Consider the following 19,320-nt stretch of genomic DNA (forward strand, 5'->3'; position numbering starts at 1 on the left):
AAGCAAAATTTAACTTCGGAACAGGCATGTGGTCGGGTGCTGACGTGTGTCCGGCCTCGTGATGCGACCTCGACACGTCGCGGGCCCTTATGGAATGCGTGGATTGGATCCAATTCGGCTATGCGTGCTCGTGGCACTCATCCACTTATTGATTCTTCCAATCCCAGTCCCTGACCGATTGCCCATAACCCTCCGTTAGACCTTACCACATCCCGACGTCTCCCGGCGTCTGGCCTTGCGTTACGCAGCGCCAGACGCTGGAGCTTGATAAGCACCACCGCGGACCATCAAGGCCCAGGCGATACGCGCCATTTTGTTCGCTAGAGCGACCGCGATAAGCTTTGGTGGCTTCTTCGAGAGCATTCTCGCGAGCCAGGATCCTGCTGGCGATCCATATCGTCTTGCCCATCGCACGACGGCGGTCGCACCAAGCACAAGGAGGCGCCGGAGATCTCGCCGGCCCATCCTGGAGATTTTGCCCAGCCGATCCTTGCCTCCGGAAGAATTCTGTTTGGGCGTGAGACCAATCCAGGCCGCAAAATCGCGCCCCTTGGAAAAGGTCTCCGCCGACGGCGACAAGGCCTCTATCGCTGTGACGCAGATTGCACCGATCCCCGGAATGGTCATTAAGCGAGAGGCCACCTCGTCCTGTCTCGCGCGCACTCGCAGTCCCTTCTCCAGCTCTGCAATCTACTCCGACAGGGATTCCACGTGCTTCAAGAGATTGGCAAAGGCCACGAGCGAGGTCGGGTAGGTCCGGATATGTTGCCAGGAACTCATGCAATGGGCGGATATGTCTGACGCCCTGAGCCACGATCAAACCGTATTCCGCAAGATGTCCGCGCAAAGCATTGATCGTCTGTGTTCGCTGTCGAACTAAGAGATCACGAACCTTGAATGCCATGGAGGAGGCTTGCTTCTCGGCGCTCTTAACGCCGACAAAGCGCATCGTTGGTCGAAACGCGGCTTCGGCGATCGCTTCCGCATCGGCGGCATCGTTCTTCTGACGCTTAACGAGGGGTTTCACGTAAGAGGGATGGATCAGCCGGACCTCGTGACCGAATTTACCGATCTCCCGTCCCCAATAATGGGCGCTGGCGCAGGCCTCCATTGCGACCACACATCTTGGCAACTTGGCGAAAAACTCGAGCAACCTGCTGCGGTTGAGCTTTTTACGCAGGACCATCCTTCTATCCTGCCCCGCGCCGTGGACCTGAAACACGTTCTTGGCCAGATCCAAACCAACGATGCTAACCTCTTCCACGGACGTCCTCCTTACCGGGTTTCAACACCCGCACCTTGGCACAATCAATGCCGTCGGGGGGCGTCCACTCCATCGGCTATGCCGCCTATAACGAGTTGGCGCGCCCCGATCGCGGCAATGATGGCATCACATTGGCTGGCTGCTGGTCACACAGCAGACGCAAGTTCTACGAGCTGCATGTTGCAGGTTCGAAAGTGGCAACGACGACTGTCGAGCGGATGGCAAGGCTCTGGCAGATCGAGAAGACCTTGCCGGGCAAAGCCCCGACGGTCGCGTTGCCCCGCTCAGCGAGCCTCCGCGGCGGTCGTCGCAGATCTCTTCGACCTCTGGCAGCAGACTTTGCGGCGGATCTCCGGCAAATCAAAACTGGCTGAGGTGATCCGCTATGCCGTCTCGCGCCGTGCCGTCTTCGAATGCTTCCTCACCGACGGCCGCATCGAGCTCGACTCCAACATCGTCGAACGCGCCATCAGGCCACCAACAATTACGAGAAAAGAATAGCCTCTTCGCGGGCAGCGACGGCGGCGGACGAACCTGGGCAACCATCGCAACGCTGCTGCAGACAGCGAAAATGAACAACGTCGATCCATTCGCCTGGCTCAGCCTAACACTTCAGGGTATCGCCAACGGCTGGCCGAGCAGCCAGATCGACGCGCTTATGCCATGAAACCACGTCGCCTGACGGCCTCAGCTTGCCGCTTACAGAAGATCAGCCAGACCCCGGCGCCATTCCCTGCCGTCGCGCGGCGATGGGAACGGCCCGAGCCCGTTGGCCATGATCATGTTCGAGACGGTCAACGTCAGCCCTTAAACCGCCAGGCTGAGCCTATGCCCTGGAAGGCGCGTCGATCCGCGCTGTCGGCCATGGCGCACGCCGTGGGATCGGCCTGTGCGTCGCGGATCCCCTGCTGCGCCGGCTCTCACCGACCGAACCGGTGAATCTGACCATAGCGGCTTTCCCGATGCTGCCGCCGGCCCCAACACGACGAAGGCTTCAGCAATCACATGATTTCGAGGCTGCCGCAGGGCTTAGGTACCCGCTGTCTACGCTTCACGAGCGACATTACCGTCCCACATGCAAGATTCGCTTCCGGCCAGCGGGCACCGCCTTTGCCGGGACCGTGTCGAGCCCTCTGGGTCACGTTGGAAGGTTTCAGATCACATTCTTCCTCCTTTCCAGGACTTGTCCCGACGCAAGTTGGGTCCATGCTCGGCGCCCGTTCTTCGCCATGGCTGATATCGAAGAGAATGCGCGTCGCAAGGCCGCCGCCACGAAGGAGATCCCGCTCTCGCCCATCGCGGTTGAGGTCGTACAGCGGATCGATGCGCGTTCGAGATCGAGCGCTCTATCAATGGCAGGAGCCCCGAAGGGGCGCCTGGAGGTGCGAGGACGGCTTGATCTGAGTCTATGGCGTCGGCGAAGACGTGTCGGCGTTCACTGACTTTGGCATCGAAAACCTGATCGAGCTCGTCGGGTTCTACAAGGAAAACCCCAAGCTGCTCACGCGCTGGCAACGGGAACTGATCCAACCAGCCTGCTGGCCTACACTGGATGTGTACGCCGCAACTAGTGGGCTTCGCGGATCTACCAAGCGAGGGCGCTTTCCACGCGCTTGATCCAGAGTGATCCCGTAAAGAACTGCCTAATCATTGAAATCGTAGCCGCGATGATGAAGCCCCGCGCTAGCGCCACTTTCACATAAAGTGTAAGCGGCCAGGCCGCGCTTCGAGCATGTAGGCGAAATCATCGGCCGCCATCCCGGGCAGATTCTCGAGTACATTGTCCTCGCCCATGACGGCCGCCGCCACTCGTTTCGCAAAATCGATTTGCGCACTATGATTGAAAGTGACGGGATCGCCGTCCACGAAGTAAGGTCTATCTTTGCCGAGTCCGGTCACGAGTTAGTCGCAGCCAAAGTCGCGTAAGCGCGGCGCAACAAAATGAGATGTGCGATGGACGTCGTTGTCAAGCTCAGGATGCGCCTAGAAGTCTCGGCGCCAAGCTTGGTTGTCCGAATGGACGTCAGCCACGCGCTTGATAATTGGCTTGAGGGCCAACCCTTATATTGCGTGCAGCGGCCTATACATTCGCTGCAGGATTTTGGCGCGCTATGAGGCTATTTTGGCAAGCGCCAGCGCTGTGTGTAGCAGCACATTTGCACCAGCGGTGCAGTCAGCTTGGCTTGCGTCTTCCAATTCATTATGGCTGACGCCGTCCCTGCAGGGAACAAACACCATAGCAGTAGGAATCTTAGTGTTGAGATTGCATGAGTCGTGGCCAGCACCGGAGGTGATTCGGCGCCAGGAATAACCAAGCGTGTTTGCTGCGTTCTCGAGCGCTTTGACGATTGTTGGGTCGAAATGAGTGGGTGGCATACGCCAGACTAACTCCAGCGAGGTCTCAACATTACGCCTAGTCGCGATCTCGGTGAGCGCGTTGCGAAGATCGCCGTCTAATGCTTGCATGATGGCATCATCCGAACTACGCAAATCAACAGTAAAAGCGATCTCGCCCGGAATAACGTTACGAGACGGCGTTGCAATCATGGCCTCACCGACAGTGCCGACCGCATTGGGGGCATGCCTCTTCGCAATCTCTTCTACAGCCAGTACAATTTCGGACAGCGCCACCAAGGCATCCCGTCGTAGTGGCATCGGTGTCGACCCTGCATGACTCTCGAACCCAATAATACGGCCATCATACCACAACTCGCCTTGACCCGAATCGACGACGCCTATTGTCTTGCCCTCTGCCTCCAAGATGGGCCCTTGCTCGATATGTAATTCCACAAAAGCGCTGAGTTTCTGTCTGCCGACCGGTACTTCGCCGCGATAACCGATCGCATCGAGCGCGGCGCCGACCGAGACGCCTTCGGCATCTTTGTGCGATAATATGTCCTCGATCGTGAAGTTGCCGACGTAAGCAGCGGAGCCCATCATGGCAGGCACAAAGCGCGAGCCCTCTTCATTGGTCCAGTTTACAACGCAGAGCGGGGCCTCGGTCTCGATTCCCGCGTCGTTAAGCGTGCGTACTACCTCCAGAGCGGCGAGTGTGCCGAGCACGCCGTCGAACTTGCCGCCCGTTGGCTGAGTATCGAGATGCGAGCCTATCCCGACCGGAGGCTTGCTCGTATCCCGTCCCTTGCGAAGGGCGAACATCGAGCCCAGCGCATCCACCTGCACGATGAGTCCGGCCGCCTCGCTCGCCTCGCGAAACCAGTCGCGGACTTGTCTATCTTCCTGTGTGAGGGTTAGTCGACGCACTCCGCCTTTCGCGGTGCCACCGAATTTTGCAGTGTCGTGAATTGAATCCCACAGTCTGGCAGAATTGATCTGCAAGTTCGAGGCGGACCGACCCATGCTACTGAAGCTCCGTGCTTAATTGCCGCATCGTGATGACCTCGGCAGCCGTGGGGCACGCCCATCCACCGGCGTTTGGCAGCGAGTATGACGCCGTCTTAGGAATACCAATCCAGAAAAACTGATATAAGGCGCTTATTGCCGCAATCCGGATGATTTCCTGCAACTTGGTGCGCTTTATCGGTGAATTGCGCGAGAACTGACGGAGTATGGGAGTCGAAGTAGGCGATCGCTCGAACTTCTATTAGCTTGTGTTGTTGGAGGCTATGAGGCGGGCGTTCGCGTTCATGACGCCACCCTTGCAAAGCGTGAAGTATATAAGCGTTTCGCCGTTTATCATGCTTGCACAGGATCGCCGCCGGAGCCGCGGCTATTGTCACGTTGGTAGGATCTGACGAGAAGGTGAGATCTACACTTGGACACAAATACATCGATTCCGCCTTGGTATGTTCATTATGGTCGGCCCCCGCACATGACTTGAAGGCGAACGTTGGCTAAAATGGCTCTCGGCGGAATTGATGCTGTCCTTTGCGCACGAGAGGGCATTCTTGGGCCATTTGCTATGTTGAGTAATGCGGAGAGAGGATTTGCGTACATCATTGGATCGGAACGGTTCGATGCTACGAGCGGAGCGCTGAATTGGGGCAGATTTGGAGAATACGAGAATCTTCCAAAAGGCGTATCCTGCCTGTGGCTTTGTTCGCACCTCCATTGAGGCAGTTTGCAAGATCGCAGCAGCTGTAACAATTCGTACCGTTTCCCGAACATCCGAATGGTTTCAGACGCCGCTCCGACGTCCGATGTCGATGCGCAATTCTCAGTTCAATATGCGTGCGCTATGGCTTTGATTGGCTTGTCACCAGGACGCGAATGGTACGATCCCCAAGTGATCGCGGATCCACGCGTTGCAGGACTCTCAAGCAAAAGTTCGGTTGAGATCGATCCAGTTGCCGAGAAGGAGTTCTGGGAGAGGCGGCACTTCTATACGTCCACAGCAACGATCTCGTTGACCACTGGCGATGTATACACTTCAACAGCCGACTTCGCGCCGGGGCATTGGCAGAGGCCAATGCAAGAGGGTGACGTGATCAAGAAGTTTCTGGCGAACCTTGGTGGTACGTCTTTGCAACGATGCAGTCAGGAGTTTCTTGACGTGATCATGCGGGTTGATGAGGCTCCTTCATTGAACCGGCTGTGCCATCTGCTATTTCTATAGACGCCGCGATCTGCCTCGATCAAGAGTGCGCGTCGCGGCCATTGACTCAAATGAGCTCTAGCTAAGCGTGAGAATAGCCGCATTGGCCTGCTCAAACGGGTATACAGGGCGTCCGTCAGCATCAAGCGTTCGTTGCGCGAGCAGGATGCGCATAGCTAATGAATCCGACGAAACGCTTGCGCGCGACTGGAGAAGAACAGTTATGGTGTGCTCGAGATCTACGCCCCGACGCGCGATCAAAGTGACGCTTTGAGAAGTCTGTCTTGCTAGCTCGATTCCATAGGTCATGTCTGAACTCAAAAGATGCGCAAACGAGAAAAACTCGCCAACGTTCTGCGTCTCTTGGCCAACTAAGTGCGAGGTTTGCGTGATCACTCGGCTACAATGGCTGATCTGAGTAAGGAGATTGCGATGAACGTCGGCGTCCCGAGGGGAATTAAGACGCATGAATACCGCGTAGGTCTGACGCCTGGAGCTGTACGAGAGTACGTCACCGCAGGCCACAAAGTAATGGTCGAAACCGACGCCGGCGCAGGGATCGGCTCAGTCGATGATGATTACCGCAATGCTGGCGCGACGATCGTGGAACCGTCTCAGGACGTATTTGCTTCGAGCGAGATGATCGTGAAAGTCAAAGAACTGCAGTGTTCGAAATGGGGGCTACTGCGAGAAGGTCAGAGTTCTTTTCACCTATCTACATCTCGGTCCGGAGTCGGAGCAGGTTGAAGGCTTGTTGAAATCCGGCTGCACCGCCATCGCTTATGAAACTGTGACCGGTGTGCGTGGCGGCCTTCCACTGCTCGCACCCATGGGTGAAGTTGCGGGCTGACTTGCAGTCGTGGCAGCAGGAGCAGCCCTGAAGCGATATGCAGGCGCGCGAGGACTTTTGATCGGCGGCGTTCCAGGTGTTCAGCCCGCCCGAATCGTAGTGATCGGAGGCGGTGTTGTCGGAACGCACGCTGCGCGTGTGGCCGTCGGTCTAGGCGCCGAAGTTACGATAGTTGACCGCTCGCTACATCGTCTTCGCGAGCTGGATGAATCGTTTGAAGGGCGAGTTCGTACCAAGCTTGCGACGATAAGCGGCGTAGAGGAAGAAGTATTTGCCGCAGACGTCGTAATCGGAGCGGTTCTTGTCCCCGGAGCGAGCGCCCCCAAGCTCGTTGACAGAAAAATGCTGGGCTCGATGCGCACAGGCTCGGTGATCGTGGAAGTTGCCATCGATCAGAGCGGTTGTTTCGAGACCTCGCGTCCAACGACGCACGCTGATCCTGCTTTCGAAGTGGATGGCTTCATTCATGACTACGTTGCGAACATGCCTGGAGCTGTTCCGCTGACTTCGAGTCAGGCATTGAATAATGCCAAGTTGCCGTTCGGCCTAGCTCTGGCGAACAGGGAGCTTTTCGGCTGCTATTGAGAATCCACATCGGCGGGCTGGCCTCAATAACCGTAAGGGACGACGGCTCACTTATAAGGCGGTGGCCGAGAGCCTTGGCCTCCCATTTTCACCGTTTGATCAAGCAGCGGCTTGATCCCAGATGTCCTCATAAAGACGTGTTCTCTGACCTGGGCCACTCTTCGGAGTGGCCCTTTTTTCTAGTGCACGAAGCTTAGTCTGGAGCAAATTAGATGATCCGGAAGATGGCGGCTCTCACCTCGCGGGGGTTGAGGTGATGTTTGCCGTCGACGCCTTCATTGTTTGAAGACAGCTGTCGATCCGCCGCATCCCATGATCACCGCAATCCTGCGGGTGATCTGGGTCTAAGGCCCGTGTCAATCAACGGCTTTGAGCGTTAGCTGAGGCGGAATGCCGCTAATGTTTCCAGTTGGTTGGAAGAGCCTCGATTGCGGCTCGATCCAAGGCGCTTTCGCTCGATCGTTGCAGCATACATCGGACTCGAACCGATTCCGGACCAATATGGAATGCCTTAGCTTGTCCATCTAAATCGCGTTCTGGCTGTGTGGATCGATTGCGGTGCCGCAAGTAATCAAGCCAAGTTGGGCAGTGATAACACTCGGTCCAGAGCTCGGGACAGCAATGTCGCGAGCAATCGACCAGCCATATTCGCCATTGCGTTGTCGAAGGAGCTATATCTCGGGCATTAGGCTGTGGAAGGTGCGCGCATTTTCCGTTGCGACCCAATACTCGATCTCAACCACGAGCGGTCGGCTGCGCCCGGTCAAGGGCTGCTGGACTTTGGGATCTTCAAATGCCTCAAGCGCCTCGACCCGCGGCATAGGCAACGAAAGCCCGAGCAGCGGAGAGGCGAACATCAAAGCGGCCGAGACCAGGAGTGTTGTTTGACGCCGGCGGCGTCGGTCCAATGACCCGATCCCCAGTTGCCGATTGCAATCCCACCGGAACTCACCGCCTGATACGCCGCAAGCGATCGTCCCGCGACCCGCGGTGCAGGCAGCTGCACGCCAACGCTAAATACCACCCACGTCATCATCCATGTCGCGCCGGCCAAGACCAGCGCCGCGACCGACAAAATTGGTTGGCGCCTCAGTGCTACTGCGCCGATTGCCCGCCCATAGACAACGTGCAGGCGCGGACTGTTGCTTCCCCGCTCATCCGCTTGCGCATCTTTGTAATGTTAAGCGCCGATCGCGGCGCCCGCGCCAAAGGCGCTGAGCATTATACCAATTATACCATAAGTCTCAACGCCGCCATGCAAGCGATCTCGGACTACCAGCGGCATAAGGGCAATAATCGCGCCGCCGATCACGTCCGTGACCATGGAGCGTAGTAGCACGACTTTGATCGATGGCGAATTTAGAATATAGCGCACGCGGTGACACCGGCGCGGCTAAGCGTTTCGGGCGGCAAACGCGACGCTTGGCGATGCGCTTCCAAACCGAGTGCGCCACAATGAGCGGCAGATAGAGAGCCGCATTGAGGGCGAAAGCGGCTTCTGCGCCTGCCACAGCGACCACAATGCCTACGAGAGCCGGGCCCACGCTGCGCGCGACATTGTAGCTGATACCGTTTAGCGCGACGGCTGCGGGCAGCGCTTCGGCGGGCACTTGCTCGCTCACGGACGATTGCAAAGCTGGACCCATCAGCGCCATTCCGCTGCCGACTGTAAAGCAGAGTGCCAGCAGGACGTTCGGCGTCGTAAGACCGAGCCAGTCGAGCACTGTTAGGAGGGGTGCGCCGCAGCTCGATCGAGAGAGCAACTAGCCCCTCGATGCGGCGATCGTACATGTCGGCGATGGCTCCAGCCGGCAGCGCGATCAGCATTACAGGCAGCATTAAGGCTGCACCAATGCAATCTGGCCGGCGGATGACGTCATCTGCGTCATCGCCCAGACGGCGCCGATGCCTTGGATCAAGATACCGAGATTGGTGGGAAGGCTCGCAAGCCAAACGCGGCAGAAAGTTACATAGCGTAACGGTACGATGACGCCATCGGATCCGGTAAGCATCAGATTGAACTGATGCGTCGTTTTGGCCTCTGGCCCGACTGCCATGGTTTCGTTCCGAAGATCAGTTGAGCGCTTGGGAGCTCAGGCTCGCCAATCTCGCGAGGTATTCTCGTTGGGTACGATCTCCAGCAACAAAGCGCCAAGAAGCCGAGCCTCAGTTCACGTCGCGTTGTTCGAGTCTCGACGCTACAGCATCGCCAACATTTGGCGCGCACGCAATTGTACTCCATCAGCACTGCTCGCGTAGCACTGAGCATAAGCCTCTCGTCTCGAACGCTTCAAAGGCAGGAACTGCCCTTGCCGGTCAACTAGCTCCCGCAACCGATTGGCGTTTACTCTTGCTGCATTCTGCTCGATCCGCGACCGGAAAACATGCAATTTCGTCGAATCAAAATCTAGTTCGCCGGCAAGTAACGTATTTGAATGAACACACAATAGTTGCGCCGCCGAGCTGGTTTTCTGCGTTCTGTGCGATTAAACGATTAGTATGGGCGAAAGAGTTTAGCTTGAGCAAGTGACTCGGCACCGCTCAGACATCATCAGATGGAGGTTCGATTGGAATCGCAAATCCGGATTTAACGCGATCCATGATGACCATCGTTTTGAAGCCCTTTATGTCGGAGTTCTCGTAGAAGAACCGTCGCGTGAATTGCTCGTAATGCTCCATCGTTCGGGCGGTGAGGTACAAAACAAAGTCGGCGTCGCCTGTCACATAAAAGCCATTGACGACTTCGGCCGACGCTTTGATCGCCTTTTTGAATTTATCGATTATGTCTGAGCGCTCCCGTTCCAGGCTCACCAGCACAAGCATTTGAATCGGTCTTCCCACCGCCTTCGCTGAAACGACGGAAACATCTGCCTCGATGATCCCCTCGGATCGGAGCCTTTTCAAACGCCGTTGGCACGCGGTAGCCGAGAGGCCGGCCATTTCGCCGATCACGTCGGAGGTGAGGCGATTGTTCTTTTGTACTATTTCGAGAATCCGGGCGTCTATCCGGTCATATCGCATAATCCGCTCCGGGGGCTTTCGTCGCAAAAAGCCTGTGCAGTGCAGAACTTCATCCAAATCACAGGGAAATGCGACGCAAATCTCTTCGCGGCCTCCAGTATCCTGATTGCTGAGACAATTTCAATAGACGATCAGACAGGCTTCCAAATGACGACCCAACCTGTTCGGCAACAATCATGCGCGGGCGGTCGTGCGGGTAAGTATCTGCAGACTCTCCACCGTCGCGATTTTCTCGCTGGAGCCGCATTTATCAACGGCCAGTGGGTTTCTGGCGACAAGGGAGACGTTGTTGTCGATCCTGCGACCCAGGAAGAGATCGCGAAGGTTACTAGATGCACCGCCGCAGACGCTAACCTGGCAATTGAGGCGGCTGAGCAGTCGTTCTCAGAATGGCGAGATTTGTTGCCGGAGGAGCGTGGTGCAATTCTTCGCTCATGGGCCTCGCTGCTACTCGAACACTTGGAAGAGCTTGCGATTCTGGTGACTAGTGAGCAAGGGAAGCCGCTCGCCGAAGCCCGCTATGAGATTACGTACGCCGCCGGCTTTCTGGAGTGGTTTGCAGCCGAAGGACAGCGCGCGTACGGCGAGACGATCCCCAGCCACAAGGCGGGAAGTCTCGTTCAGGTCCGGATGCAGCCGATTGGAGTGGTAGCAGTAATCACCCCGTGGAACTTTCCTGTTGCCATGATCGCGCGAAAGGCGGGTGCTGCCCTTGCCGCCGGCTGTCCGGTCATTGTTAAGCCTGCTCCCGAGACGCCGCTCTCAGCTCTTGCATTGGCGAGATTGGCTGAGGAAGCGGGGGTTCTGCCGGGTGTGATCCAGGTACTTACTGGTAATCCAGTTGAACTTTCAACCCCTCTACTGCGCGACACAAGAATACGCGCTCTATCGTTTACCGGGTCGACAGCGGTGGGGCGCCTACTCCTGGAGGGCGCGGCCGACACGGTCAAGAAGGTGTCGCTCGAGCTCGGTGGGCATGCGCCTTTTGTGATTTTTGATGACGTGGATTTGGCGAAAGCGGTCAAGGGTGCGATGGCCGCAAAGTTTGCTACTTCGGGGCAGGACTGTCTGGCCGCAAACCGGATCTATGTACAAAGGGGCATCTACGATCCATTCGTTGATGCCTTTGCGAAAGCGATTGCCCAGTTGAAGGTCGGCCACGGCTTGGAGCCTGCAACGGATATCGGGCCAATGACCAAGTTGTCCGTCGCTAACAAGTGCAGAGAGCATGTCGAAGATGCGTTAAAAAAAGGCGCGCGTGCATCCTCCGCCAATCAGGGGGCGGGCCTGGGTCCTAACTTCGTTTCTCCAACGCTTCTTAGTGACGTCACCGAAGAAATGTTGATCGCGCGCGAGGAGACATTTGGGCCTGTCGCAGCTGTGCTTCCGTTCGATACCGAAGAGGAAGTGGTCGCTCGAGCCAATGCCAACGAGATGGGTCTCGCCGGCTATGTCTACACGGATAGTCTGCGTCGGGCGCTCCGTCTTTCTGAACAAATCGAATGCGGTATGCTCGGCATCAACACGGCATCATTCACAGGCCCGCCCATTCCATTTGGAGGCTGGAAGCAATCTGGACTCGGTCGAGAAGGATCGCGGCACGGCTTAGCGGAATACATGGAGCTAAAATACGTTTGTTTCGGTGACTTAGCGGGGTAGGAGACTGTAGATGACCGACATCAGAATGATCGCTGAACAGGATCGCGCGACAGTTCTGCATCCCTTCACACAGCTGAAGGATTTTGCGAGCGGTAAACTGGGTGACCCGACGATCGTCACCGGCGGGAAGGGCGTGCGCATCCAGGAGGCGGATGGGCGCAGCTACATCGATGCCTTTGCGGGACTCTACTGCGTAAACATCGGCTATGGTCGCAGAGAGGTAGCTGAGGCGATCGCTCGGCAGGCGTACAACTTGGCATACTACCACACCTACGCTGCTCACACGACCGAGGAGCTGGCCAGGCTGGCGGATCGACTAGTGCGGATAGCACCGGGTAAGCCTAGCAAGGTATTCTTCGGGATGTCTGGTTCTGATGCCAATGAGACCCAAGCAAAACTTGTTTGGTATTATAACAATCTGCGTGGCCAGCCGAAGAAGAAAAAGATCATCTCCCGCGAGCGAGGCTATCATGGCTGCTCGGTAATCTCTGGCTCGATGACTGGGATGTCATTCTACCACGATCACATGGATCTACCTTATCCAGGTATTCTGCATACAGGCGCGCCGCACCATTACTGGGGCGCCGAACCAGGTGAAACCGAGGAAGCGTTCTCTCGTCGGCGTGCGGCCGAGCTCGAAGAGCTGATTGTACGCGAGGGACCGGAAACGATCGGTGCGTTCATTGCCGAGCCGGTTCTGGGCACTGGCGGGATAACGCCACCGCCCGCGAGCTACTGGGATGAAGTACAGAAAATCCTCAGGCGCTACGACGTTCTTTTGATCGCGGACGAAGTTATTTGCGGGTTCGGTCGAACCGGCGCGGACTTCGGCAGCACCTTGTACGGGATCGAGCCGGACCTTGTGACGGTAGCAAAAGGTCTGACCTCCGGCTATATGCCGCTCTCGGGCGCTATCGTCGGCGAGAAAGTATACGGCGTGATGGAACAGGCTGCCGATCGGGTCGGAGCATTTTCGCATGGATATACCTATTCGGGTCATCCAATTGCGGCTGCGGCTGCCAACGCGGTTCTCGATATTTTTGAGCGGGAGCAACTGAGCGACCGCGCCCGGATCGCTGGCTTGCATTTCCAGAAGCGACTTGAGGCACGCTTCGCACAGTTGGAGATCGTCGGGGAAGTGCGAGGAGTCGGATTGCTTGCTGCCCTCGAATTCGTTGCGGACAGGCAAACGAAGCGTAGGTTTGATCCGCAGCTCAAGGTGGGTGCTCGCATTTCCAAGGCTGCTCGTGATCGCGGGCTCATCGCTCGAGCAATGCCCCATGGAGACATCCTTGGCTTTGCCCCGCCGCTCGTCGTTTCCGACGCTGAGATAGACGAAATCGTTGACCTTGCCTACGCGGCGACTAGGCAGGTAATGGATGAACTCGCGAAGGTAACGTCAACCAGTTAAAGGCCAAAGGCCGGTTGTCGTTTGGACTTTCCCCCAAAGGGGAGACCTATCGCAAATGCAATAGCTCGGCGTGACGAGCATGCGACCTATGCCATCGGGCAGGTAGATCGTCGCCATCTTCCCCTGGATATCGATCGGGTTCCTCTAAGCACCTTGCGGATGGGATAGAGCCATGAGTGCAGCTCAAAACCAGTACACGATCGGGTTGGACAAGACGCCTGCCAACTACGTGCCGCTGACGCCGCTGAGCTTCCTGGCGCGCTCGGCCGCGGTCTATCCCGACCATGTCAGCGCGGTCTATGAGGGTCGCAGCTTCACCTGGAAAGAGACCTACGAGCGCTGCAAGCGCTTTGCATCCTATCTCGCGGGCCACGGCATCGGCCATGGCGACACGGTCGCCGCGATGCTGCCGAACATCCCGGCGATGAACGAACTGCATTTCGCGGTGCCGATGTCCGGCGCGGTGCTGAACGCGCTCAACATCCGCCTCGACGCGGCGTCGATTGCATTCCAGCTGGACCATGGCGGCGCGAAGATCATCCTGGTCGATCCCGAATTCTCCGGCGTGATCGCGGAAGCCTTGACCCTGATGAAGGGCCCGAAGCCGTTCGTGATCGACGTTGATGACGCCGCGTTCCCCGGCGGCAAGCGGATCGGCGAGATCGAGTATGAGGCGGCGGTCGCCTCAGGCGATCCGGCGTTCGTGGAGCGGCCGCCGGCCGATGAATGGGACGCGATCGCGCTGAGCTACACGTCGGGCACGACGGGCAATCCGAAGGGCGTGGTGACCCATCACCGCGGCGCCTATCTCAACGCCGTCAGCAATATCCTCGCCGGCAATCTCGGCCAGCATCCGGTCTATCTCTGGACGCTGCCGATGTTCCACTGCAACGGCTGGTGCTTCCCGTGGACGATCGCGGCGACCGCCGGCGTCAATGTCTGCCTGCGCAAGGTCGATCCTGCAAGAATCTTCGAATTGATCCCGGAGCACGGCGTCACCCACATGTGCGGTGCGCCGATCGTCTACAACACCCTGATCAACGCCCCCAATGCGCCCACGGGCGGCAAGGCCAGGCCCGTGGGCGGCCTGATTGCGGGCGCGGCGCCGCCGGTTGCAGTGCTCGAGGGCGCCGAGCGCATCGGCATCAAGCTCACTCATGTTTACGGTCTGACCGAAGTCTATGGCCCCGCCTCCGTCTGCGCCGAGCAGCCGGGCTGGGACGAATTGTCGGCTGATGCGCGCGCGCAGCTGAAGCGGCGCCAGGGCGTGTCCTATCCGCTGCAGGAAGGCGTCACGGTGCTCGATCCCGAGACCATGCGCGAGGTGCCGCGCGACGGCGAGACCATCGGCGAAGTCATGTTCCGCGGCAACATCGTGATGAAAGGCTACCTGAAGAACGAGAAGGCGACGCAGGAAGCCTTCGCCGGCGGCTGGTTTCACACCGGCGATCTCGGCGTGCTCGACGAGCACGGCTACGTCATCATCAAGGACCGCTCCAAGGACATCATCATCTCCGGCGGCGAGAACGTCTCCTCCGTCGAGGTTGATGACGTCCTCTACAAGCACCCGGCCGTGCTGTTCGCGGCTGTTGTCGCCAAGCCGGACCCGAAATGGGGCGAAGTGCCCTGCGCCTTCATTGAGCTGAAGGACGGCGCCAAGGCGACCGAGGCCGAGATCATTGCCTATTGCCGCGAGCACATGTCGGGCTTCAAGACGCCGAAGTCAGTGGTGTTCGGCGTGATCCCGAAGACCTCGACCGGCAAGATCCAGAAATTCCTGCTGCGCAACGCGGTCGACTCGGCAGAAGCGATATCCAAGTAGCTCGTATCGTTGCAAGTAAACCGAATCCCACTCTGATCACACACGCGACTCGCGCTATCTATGAAAGATAGCGCGCCATCGGCGCTGAATTGGTTGGGAGGCGGCGGTTCGCGCCTCAACTAAGCAACCTGATAGTGGGAAGCGCCTCAGGTGCCGGTATCGTCAGCATTTCCATACCTGAGTCGCGGAGCACACCAACTTCCTCAACTTGGAATAGACCGAGCTCAGTCTCATACTTGGGCTCAATATGAATGATCATTCCAGACCTGAGCGTCTCCTCAGACGAAGCCATGATCGAAGGAGGTTCGGTTAGATCAATGCCCGAGCCGTGCCCGATACGCGATGCTCCCCCGTAAGGAGCACCAAGAGGGGTTGCGGAAGCGAGTTCCTCACATTTTCTGAACGCATCGCCACCGGTCATGCCGACCCGGATAGAATGCAGCATATCGAGCGTTAACGTCCGAACGGTGTTATACGACTTCTGCTCTTCATCCGTCACTGGACCGGCCTTGGCGATTCGATTGACATCTGACGCGTAGCCCTCGCAGAGGCATCCCATATCTGCCCAAATGTAATCATTCTCAGCTAACGTTCTTTGCGTCGGCCGCAGGCTGTACGCTAGGTTTTTGTGTCCAAATCGAAGAGAAAGCCAAGGTATGCTCTCTGCGCCTTGCGCAATCATCTCGCGCTTCAACGAGATGGCGAACTGCTCTTCCGTATGCCCGATGCGGAGCGATTCAATGCAGGTGAAAAAGGCGTCAGTAGCGACCTTCATAGCCCTCCGCTTTGCATTAATTTCATGTTCGCTTTTGATCATGCGAACAGCCCAGATATCGGCCGATCCATCAATGACTTGACTGTTCGGAAAGTTTGATCGCCACATTGTGGGGAGCGCCAGCGACCCGCGCCCAAAGTGGTCATTCCCGTAGTCGACCGCGATGACAGGCGAGGCGGGTAATTTGGGTGTGGCAACTTCCATCAATTTCGCCAGGCTTGCCTCGAGAAAACCACTGTAGAACTCGAAGCGGAGGTTTGCCGGCATGCCAATTGACTGGTTCACGGTCCTCGACTCAGCCATGCTCGCTATAACGAGCTGTGTGCTGTCGTCGGCGAAGATGATTGAGAAGAACGGGCGCGTCTTGGAGGCCCAGAACATAGACCTGTACCCAGTGAAGTATTCGAAGTTCGCTTGATCAGTCAGGATGAAGGCGTCAATCGAGCGACGAGCCATCTCACAACGGAGCCTGTCGATTCTCCGCGCCACTTCCTCGCCGTGTGAACCCGTCGCCATTACTAGTCTCCTGTTGATGTGCGTGCCTTTTTGATGTGCGTGCCTTTGCATCATACATAGTATACTTGGTATAATGTTAGTGTCAATGAACAGCGCTCGAAATGCTGCTGCTAATGCTGCTGCTATCCGAGGCTGCCGTTTTGGCTATTGCATCCGCTCCACGAGTTCGCTCAGCGGATTTGTTGACATGCTCGGTATACATGGTCTAATAGCTGTGGATGCCCGCTGAGCACATGCGCAGCTGAGAGATATCGAACTGCGGCTGAAGCTCCTTGGCACTGTAGAGTTGCTTCGGCCTGTCCCGAGGTGACGACACGCCAAGCCCATTTTGCTGCGATTCGCGCAGGTTTCGTCTTGGAGTTCTCAACTCGTGCTTCTCGATCTTGGGACGAGTTTGCTCCCATCGTTGCGGGCAAACCGCGATTAGGCTCGGCAGCTCCACGGTATTGGCGACTGTTGGTCGGCCGCTCCTCATAATATCAAGAGAAGACTGTAGCCGCTTTGTATTTGCTTGGACCTTGCTGAACTCGAGGGGTGTCTGTGATTGATCTTGAAGCCATACAGGATGCGCGACGTCGCATCGCCGATCACATCATCTCGATGCCAATCGTACACTCGGCCTCGCTCTCACATAGGTGCGGCATTCCCGTAGGCCTCAAGCTTGAAAATCGTCAAACTACGGGCAGCTTCAAATTGCGCGGTGCGACCAACGCGATTCTACGGCTTGCGCCGGCCGATCGGGCAAGGGGGGTCGTCGCAGTCTCGACCGGCAACCATGGTCGAGCACTCTCTTATGCGGCCCGTGCCCAAAATTCGCGCGCTACAATCTGCATGTCGCGGCTGGTGCCGCAAAACAAGGTCGCGGAGATCCGGCATCTCGGCGCGGATGTCCGGATCGTCGGCTGCTCACAAGACGAGGCTCAGCAAGAGGCTGATTACCTGGTCTCCCAAGGCCTCGTCATGCTACCGCCGTTCGACCATCCGGATATCATCGCCGGACAGGGAACGATCGGGCTCGAAATCCTTGATGAGGTGCCGGATGTCGGCACAGTAATCGTGGGGCTTTCCGGCGGCGGGTTGGCGGCCGGAATAGCGGTCGCGGTGAAGACTAGGAGGCCGGGTGCTAGAATTATAGGAGTCACTATGGAACGGGGCGCTGCCATGAAGGCAAGTTTGGATGCCGGGAAGCCTGTCCAGGTGGAAGAGTTTTCCAGTCTTGCTGACTCTCTTGGCGGTGGAATCGGTCTGGAGAACAAGCTGACGTTCCCTATGTGCCGAGTTCTGCTCGATGATCTGGTCTTGTTGAGCGAAAGCGAGATAGCGGCGGGCATTCGTCATGCCTATCGGCAAGAGCGTGAGGTCGTCGAGGGAGCGGGCGCTGTCGGCATTGCGGCGCTGCTTGCTAACAAAATTGATGCGCTCCGCGGACCCGTCGTTATCGTGCTGTCGGGCGGCAATGTCGAACTGCAATTGCATCGACAAGTCATAAACGGGATGAACAATCCTCCTGGGCAGGAGGTCTGAGTGGCAAAAGTAAGAATACTAACAGAGCGCGATCTCAGAAGAATTGTTCCCCTCGACCCTATCGCAGTGCAATGCGTGGAGAGTGCGTTTCATTCGCTTGCTACCAAGGCCGTCATGATGCCCCCTATCATGCGACTTGAGATTCCCGAATATCGCGGTGAGGTGGATGTCAAAGCGGCTTACGTGCCGGGTATCGAGGGATTTGCCGTCAAGGTTAGCCCTGGCTTTTTTGACAATCCCAAGATTGGGCTGCCTAGCGTCAACGGTTTGATGGTGCTGCTTTCGAGCGTAACCGGTCTGATGCAAGGGCTATTGCTCGACAACGGATACTTGACGAATGTGCGCACGGCCGCCGCAGGTGCAGTTGCGGCAAAGCATCTAGCGCGCAAAGACGCTTCTGTGGCTGCTATCGTGGGGACGGGAGTTCAGGCGAGGCTGCAGCTGGAGGCACTCGCCATGGTTCGCCCGATTCGCGAGGCACGGATCTGGGGGCGAACCCCTTCCAAGGCTCAAACTGTTGCGCGGGAGCTCTCGGCGAAGTTCGGCTTTCCGATAATGGCGCATGCTGACCTTAGGACGGCCGTGGCCGGTTCGCACATCATCGTTACCACGACGCCGTCCGCAATGCCGATTCTTAAGGCGGCATGGATGGAGCCGGGCCAGCATATAACCGCAATGGGGGCAGACGCCGAACATAAGAATGAGATCGACCCTATGGCAATCGCCCGCGCGGACCTGTACGTCGCCGACAGTCTCAAGCAAACGCGGCGCCTTGGCGAACTGCACCATGCTATTGCCGCAGGCCTTGTTACAGACAAAGCGATCTTTCCGGAGCTTGGCGAACTGATTGCCGTGTCAAAGCCTGGCCGCACAAGCGAGATGCAAATCACGATGGCGGACCTCACCGGCACCGGCATTCAAGACACCAGCATTGCCTCGCTCGCCTTTTCTCGGGCTGAGGCTACAGGGGTCGGCATCGTCGTCGAGAGCTGACAAACCTCTGCACGCGGCCGGCGAGCAATTTGCCGGGGTCAGCGCGATAATCATGTCTAAGAGACTTACCGCAGGTAAGGAATCCACCTTCATCGAGTCACGGTTGCACATGCAATGAGCATCTGCGATGGAGTTGTTTCCCAGATTTGAGACGAGCTCCGAAGCGCGCGCACCACATAGCGGAAACAGAAGCTGTTGGTTAAGAATCTGCATTGATCATTTCTTCGGATCTGCGTCTTTTCCAGCGCGTGACAGGGTTGCCGTAGGGATTGCACTTCTGCCGAACAAGATTGGAGCTCGAGATCATACTTTGTACGATCGTCCGTTCTATCGCATCGCTCCGGC

At 57.4% G+C, this 19,320-nt stretch carries 10 protein-coding genes and 7 pseudogenes; 10 read left to right on the plus strand and 7 right to left on the minus strand.

Translation table 11 applies throughout. The features are described from left to right. Positions 1-240: 240 nt before the first annotated feature. Positions 241-1,264, minus strand: a pseudogene (locus tag ACE103_RS08720) (IS110 family transposase). A 74-nt stretch (positions 1,265-1,338) separates the two neighbouring features. On the opposite strand from ACE103_RS08720, the pseudogene ACE103_RS08725 reads away from it, so the two are divergent. From ACE103_RS08725 to ACE103_RS08735, 3 pseudogenes are all read left to right on the plus strand, one after another. Beyond that, a pseudogene (locus ACE103_RS08725) lies at positions 1,339-1,931 on the plus strand (transposase); the annotation flags it as partial. A 23-nt stretch (positions 1,932-1,954) separates the two neighbouring features. Next, positions 1,955-2,178 (plus strand): annotated as a pseudogene (locus ACE103_RS08730) (IS66 family transposase); the annotation flags it as partial. 279 nt (positions 2,179-2,457) lie between these two features. Further along, positions 2,458-2,633, plus strand: a pseudogene (locus tag ACE103_RS08735) (IS66 family transposase); the annotation flags it as partial. Between the two features lie 274 nt (positions 2,634-2,907). Here ACE103_RS08735 and ACE103_RS08740 read toward each other — a convergent pair. Both ACE103_RS08740 and ACE103_RS08745 read right to left on the minus strand, forming a co-directional pair. Then, a pseudogene (locus ACE103_RS08740) lies at positions 2,908-3,118 on the minus strand (M20/M25/M40 family metallo-hydrolase); the annotation flags it as partial. 255 nt (positions 3,119-3,373) lie between these two features. Continuing rightward, a complete protein-coding gene (locus ACE103_RS08745) occupies positions 3,374-4,624 on the minus strand; it encodes a Zn-dependent hydrolase (RefSeq protein ID WP_375779096.1) in 1,251 nt (416 codons plus the stop codon). A gap of 772 nt (positions 4,625-5,396) precedes the next feature. Between ACE103_RS08745 and ACE103_RS08750 the strand changes: the two genes are divergently transcribed. Together ACE103_RS08750 and ald are read left to right on the plus strand one after the other, a co-directional pair. Next, positions 5,397-5,840: a hypothetical protein gene (locus tag ACE103_RS08750; RefSeq protein ID WP_375779097.1), complete on the plus strand. Its 444-nt coding sequence runs from the start codon at positions 5,397-5,399 to the stop codon at positions 5,838-5,840. 411 nt (positions 5,841-6,251) lie between these two features. Beyond that, positions 6,252-7,369, plus strand: a pseudogene (gene ald / locus ACE103_RS08755) (alanine dehydrogenase). 281 nt (positions 7,370-7,650) lie between these two features. On the opposite strand, the gene ACE103_RS08760 reads toward ald, so the two are convergent. From ACE103_RS08760 to ACE103_RS08770, 3 genes and pseudogenes are all read right to left on the minus strand, one after another. Beyond that, positions 7,651-7,980, minus strand: coding sequence for an MFS transporter (locus ACE103_RS08760; RefSeq protein WP_375779098.1), 330 nt, complete (start codon positions 7,978-7,980; stop codon positions 7,651-7,653). Beyond that, positions 7,926-9,311 (minus strand): annotated as a pseudogene (locus tag ACE103_RS08765) (MFS transporter). Before ACE103_RS08765 ends, ACE103_RS08760 begins: the two are co-directional and overlap by 55 nt. 484 nt (positions 9,312-9,795) lie before the next feature. Beyond that, positions 9,796-10,275: an Lrp/AsnC family transcriptional regulator gene (locus tag ACE103_RS08770; protein WP_375779099.1), complete on the minus strand. Its 480-nt coding sequence runs from the start codon at positions 10,273-10,275 to the stop codon at positions 9,796-9,798. Positions 10,276-10,422: 147 nt separating this feature from the next. Between ACE103_RS08770 and ACE103_RS08775 the strand changes: the two genes are divergently transcribed. The 3 genes from ACE103_RS08775 to ACE103_RS08785 all read left to right on the plus strand — a co-directional run bounded on the left by ACE103_RS08775 (position 10,423) and on the right by ACE103_RS08785 (position 15,167). After that, a complete protein-coding gene (locus ACE103_RS08775) occupies positions 10,423-11,934 on the plus strand; it encodes an NAD-dependent succinate-semialdehyde dehydrogenase (protein WP_375781053.1) in 1,512 nt (503 codons plus the stop codon). A gap of 10 nt (positions 11,935-11,944) precedes the next feature. Continuing rightward, the gene (locus tag ACE103_RS08780; protein ID WP_375779100.1) at positions 11,945-13,345 is read left to right on the plus strand and encodes an aminotransferase; all 1,401 of its coding nucleotides are present in this window, start codon (positions 11,945-11,947) and stop codon (positions 13,343-13,345) included. Between the two features lie 172 nt (positions 13,346-13,517). After that, positions 13,518-15,167 (plus strand): acyl-CoA synthetase, encoded by a 1,650-nt coding sequence (locus ACE103_RS08785; protein ID WP_375779101.1) that lies wholly within the window; start codon positions 13,518-13,520, stop codon positions 15,165-15,167. Positions 15,168-15,282: 115 nt separating this feature from the next. Here the strand turns inward: ACE103_RS08785 and ACE103_RS08790 are convergent, their stop codons facing one another. Further along, positions 15,283-16,458 carry a M24 family metallopeptidase gene (locus ACE103_RS08790; protein WP_375779102.1) on the minus strand — a complete coding sequence of 392 codons (1,176 nt, stop codon included), beginning with the start codon at positions 16,456-16,458 and terminating at the stop codon, positions 15,283-15,285. Between the two features lie 600 nt (positions 16,459-17,058). Between ACE103_RS08790 and eutB the strand changes: the two genes are divergently transcribed. Beyond that, on the plus strand, positions 17,059-17,982 hold the full coding sequence (gene eutB / locus ACE103_RS08795) for a hydroxyectoine utilization dehydratase EutB (protein ID WP_375781054.1): 924 nt from the start codon (positions 17,059-17,061) through the stop codon (positions 17,980-17,982). Further along, on the plus strand, positions 17,983-18,975 hold the full coding sequence (eutC, locus tag ACE103_RS08800) for an ectoine utilization protein EutC (RefSeq protein WP_375779103.1): 993 nt from the start codon (positions 17,983-17,985) through the stop codon (positions 18,973-18,975). Positions 18,976-19,320 lie beyond the last annotated feature (345 nt).

The sequence above is a fragment of the Bradyrhizobium sp. ma5 genome (assembly GCF_042258955.1).
Lineage (GTDB): Bacteria > Pseudomonadota > Alphaproteobacteria > Rhizobiales > Xanthobacteraceae > Bradyrhizobium.